The organism is Candidatus Burkholderia verschuerenii (assembly GCF_001189365.1).
GTDB lineage: Bacteria > Pseudomonadota > Gammaproteobacteria > Burkholderiales > Burkholderiaceae > Caballeronia > Caballeronia verschuerenii.
Genome location: NZ_LFJJ01000309.1, coordinates 1 through 3,448, shown reverse-complemented (window position 1 = coordinate 3,448; position 3,448 = coordinate 1). Strand labels below are relative to the sequence as shown.

The 3,448-nt window shown below is 56.8% G+C and carries 5 protein-coding genes; 3 read left to right on the top strand and 2 right to left on the bottom strand.

All coding sequences use genetic code 11. The annotated features are described in order from the left end of the window. Window positions 1–222 precede the first annotated feature (222 nt). The gene (locus tag BVER_RS28325; RefSeq protein ID WP_050456073.1) at window positions 223–405 is read left to right on the top strand and encodes a CsbD family protein; all 183 of its coding nucleotides are present in this window, start codon (window positions 223–225) and stop codon (window positions 403–405) included. Between the two features lie 73 nt (window positions 406–478). Here the strand turns inward: BVER_RS28325 and BVER_RS28320 are convergent, their stop codons facing one another. Beyond that, window positions 479–748 carry a hypothetical protein gene (locus BVER_RS28320; protein WP_232316900.1) on the bottom strand — a complete coding sequence of 90 codons (270 nt, stop codon included), beginning with the start codon at window positions 746–748 and terminating at the stop codon, window positions 479–481. 344 nt (window positions 749–1,092) lie between these two features. Between BVER_RS28320 and BVER_RS28315 the strand changes: the two genes are divergently transcribed. Together BVER_RS28315 and BVER_RS28310 are read left to right on the top strand one after the other, a co-directional pair. Continuing rightward, window positions 1,093–1,563, top strand: a complete 471-nt coding sequence (locus tag BVER_RS28315; RefSeq protein WP_050456071.1) for a zinc-finger-containing protein — start codon at window positions 1,093–1,095, stop codon at window positions 1,561–1,563. Continuing rightward, window positions 1,469–2,056, top strand: coding sequence for a hypothetical protein (locus BVER_RS28310; RefSeq protein ID WP_332309162.1), 588 nt, complete (start codon window positions 1,469–1,471; stop codon window positions 2,054–2,056). The genes BVER_RS28315 and BVER_RS28310 overlap by 95 nt, the downstream gene beginning before the upstream one ends. A 1,066-nt stretch (window positions 2,057–3,122) precedes the next feature. On the opposite strand, the gene BVER_RS34865 is transcribed toward BVER_RS28310, so the two are convergent. Then, a partial coding sequence (locus tag BVER_RS34865; RefSeq protein ID WP_232316898.1) for a hypothetical protein occupies window positions 3,123–3,448 on the bottom strand: 326 nt, incomplete at its 5' end.

Below are 3,448 nucleotides of genomic sequence, written 5' to 3'. Positions count from 1 at the left end.
GAGTTCTTGCGCGCTGCTGCATAGCGGCCGCGCGGCGTTCGGCGCTGCGGGCTACGCCCTTCGCGCCGCACGTCGCACAGAAGGATCAACTGAAACCACCGGCATCCGATTTCTGCACAACTTGACGCACACAACTCCCTTCCGAACCTCAGGCCCGTGCCTTGCTGAGTATCTATGCGTGGAGGCATCCGCCGTCCCACGTAATCGACCAGGAGGCTCACCATGAACAAGGATCAAGTGAAGGGTACCGCCGAAAAGGTGAAGGGCAAGGCCAATGAAGCTGTGGGCAAGATGACCGGCGACACCAGCCAGCAAGTCAAGGGTCAAATCCAGCAAGGCGTCGGCGAAGCCCGCAAACAGTGGGGCGATGCCAAGGAAGAAGTGAAGAAGGATAACCAGCGCTAATGCTGTTACCCTGTAGTAGCGATACAAGCGCCGGAGTGATCCGGCGCTTTTTTTTGCTGGATCGATTATCGCGTCACTGTCCTTGATAGATGTTGCAGCTCAGGCCCGGCGTGCAGGCCGTGCTCGGGTTGCTCATCCAGGTGTCGCGGACGGAACCGCTGGCCTTCGTCGTCAACATCGTGCCGCCGTAGCTCGATGCGTTCGAATCGGACGCGCCGCTTTGCGCGTTGAGTTGAGCCGCGTTGCTTTGATCGGGCATCGCCTGCATGTCCTGCGCGTGGGCCGCTGTGCTGATCGCCAGAACGCCGGCGACGGATACGGCCATCAGAAAAGCTGCTTTCATCGTCATCACCTCTCGATATCGGATTGCCAACGCAAGCCTACGACCGACTTGCGATGAGTCGTGGGAAAACATCCGGTTGTACAGACCGGCTTCTCGTTGGAATGGGCGGTGGCTTTCTTGGCGGGCCGATCGGGTCGCTAAGAAATGCGTAGTTACAAGCTATACCGCGAGGCGTCGACGTAAATTCCCTTGGCTCTGTAATCAAGTGCTGTGTGACGCTATTTGTTAAGGCTTTATTTCATATCTTTTGATATGGAATACATATTAGTTATGTGGCGTTCGAGCGAAACGATCGGAGAGCGTCATTTGCTATATTGAATCTCCCGCTTGCGAGTGACTCAACGATGCGTGTCGGCCGCCCCGTCCAACCCCTGCCCCATCCGAATTGCGATTATTGCGGCGCACCCGCGTCTCTGGCGCGCGCCGGCGAGGAGGCTTACCCCTATCGCGACGATCACGGCCCGCTTTGGATTTGCGTGGACTGCCAGGCGTGGATCGGCATTTTTCCGCGCAGCACGCGAAATGTTCCGCTCGGACGCCTCGCCGATGCACGTCTGCGAAATTTGAAGGGCGAACTGCACGCCGCGCTCGAACCGCTCGCGCAGGCCAAAGTCCGCCGCGACGGATGCAGCGTCTTCGAAGCGCGCGCGAAGGGCATTCGATGGGTGACAGAGTTGATCGGCGCATCGTTGCCAGAAAAGGGCTCGATTCATTCCCTCGATGCCGACCAATGCGAACGAGCGGTTGCCGCCATCAAAGAATTTGAACAAGAAAGAGGCGCGCACCCTTCAGATTCCGTCCCGGATGATCGTTAACGCAAAAAGATCAACCAGCGGTCGCAGTATGTCTCGCACACTTCCTTTTAAACGTTCGTCCCAATCGATGCGCGTCCAACTGACAAAGGCTCAACTCCTGCCGATTCCGCGCGCCGTCGCGAATGAGCTTGCGCTTCAAGCGCACCTGGCAGTCGAAGCGCTACGTGCCGGCGCAACCGATATCGCCCCGGCGCAGCAAGTGACCGAGGTCATGCTGCTAACGAAGTTTTTGGCCGATGCGGGCCACGGCGAGTTTTCAAACGATGCGCTGGCTAGCGCGGATCGTGCGATTGCGGCTGTGTTCGATGCGGGGCGCGATTCTGGCGTGTGGGCGTTGCCGTCGGAAGAGTGCGATAGCTTTTCCGCGATTGTGTCGCTTTATGATCATCAGTTGCAGCGGGCTACGTTGGGTGCGTTGACTGTCGCTAGCGAGCGGCTCGAGCGGTTTAAGGCTGGAGAGCCTTATCAGCAGGCGCAAAAGCGGCAGGCTTGAGGTTGTTGTCGCTTGTAGCTGTTGATTCGCGCGTCGTTTTGGGCGATACGGTTTGGGTTTTGAATGATACAGAGCCGGAGTCTGCGACGCAGAGTACCGCGTTTCTGTGGGAAATCACGCGGAACGTTGAACCTCAGTCCACGACAAGATAGTCGTTTCGTGAAACATACTTAAGAAAGTGACTTAGTCTGCTGATTTTAAACGAGAAAATTGCAGCGATGCGTTGTTGGTCGTTGTTTCACGCAGTTTGTGGTATTCGACCTATCGTTGGGTACATCCTCACGCCGTGCGCAGCCGAGTGCTTTCGTTTTCTTCGCAGCTTTGGCGTTATACAGCGCGCTGCATAGTCTCGATCACGCCACCATCACGGTGATCGACATTTGAGCCACACGTTCATTTACGCGGCGAGATGTTAGCGCTGAAGACCTTCGCTGACGGCATACTTAAGCGCTAACGCACACTCAAGCGAAGAACTTCCTTATTCCACTTCCAGGCGCCGCGCGGGCGATTCATCATCTCGCCTATCCGCGCTAACATTTGGGCCTGGCGAACCGCCTTCTTTCGACTGCCGACACGGAGGCTCGAATATCCAGCCTCCGTTACACGATAGACACTGAAGACAGAAAGCCCATACTGCTAACGCAGGGCCATGCCGTTTTCCGCCGGTATTAGGCGACGCTACCATGCGTCGAGTCAGAGTGGGTCGTTAGCTGATCGCGACGGTCGACTGACCATCAAGGGGCACAGACGTTGTCCTCGGCGTTAGGTCCCGCAGGTTAGTTATGCGCTTCAGCTACACATTTTTCGACGCCCGGAATAATGTGCTCCGCGGTGTCTCCAGTAGAAACACATACTGAACAGGTGATGATGCACTCTCACGAAGCGCAACTGCAGAGCGCATCTATGCGACATGGCAACTTCTGCTGTTCCGATGCATCGTGGGTGTCGGCCGCGAGCACGCTATGCCGAGCGCCGTTCCAGCGCTTAAATCCGTAGAGCCAAGTCTCCCCGCTGCTGATACGCGGCGCATCCTGTCTCCCTGGAGACACATTCCCTAAAGACGTATTTATTGATCTTGCGCCATCTCGCGACGACTTACTGCTGTGGTTTTCAGACGCGCCATTCTGGTTGCGTCCACGACGAGTCTTGTGCGCACTCTTCGGTAAAGCCTTGTGCGTGGCTTGCAGATCATTCGAGTTGCCGTGTCTCCATTGGAGACACGGCAACTAAATCCCCCCTCGGTTTCGCGCGCGCGTAAGAACATCTGACGAGTGCGACGCGTGTCGCCGTCCGCCGGACGTAAATCGGCAACGTAGGGGATGGCAAAGCTCTTCTCTGCCTTGTCACATTCAACCACCAGAACATCGGAGCGTGAAGCCGTGACCTGCTGTA

Excerpts from the sequence above, each read along its gene's own strand:
- BVER_RS28315 (WP_050456071.1), top strand. The coding sequence starts at position 1,093 with ATGCGTGTCGGCCGCCCCGTCCAACCCCTGCCCCATCCGAATTGCGAT.
- BVER_RS28325 (WP_050456073.1), top strand. The coding sequence starts at position 223 with ATGAACAAGGATCAAGTGAAGGGTACCGCCGAAAAGGTGAAGGGCAAG.
- BVER_RS28320 (WP_232316900.1), bottom strand. The coding sequence starts at position 748 with ATGAAAGCAGCTTTTCTGATGGCCGTATCCGTCGCCGGCGTTCTGGCG.
- BVER_RS28310 (WP_332309162.1), top strand. The coding sequence starts at position 1,469 with ATGCCGACCAATGCGAACGAGCGGTTGCCGCCATCAAAGAATTTGAAC.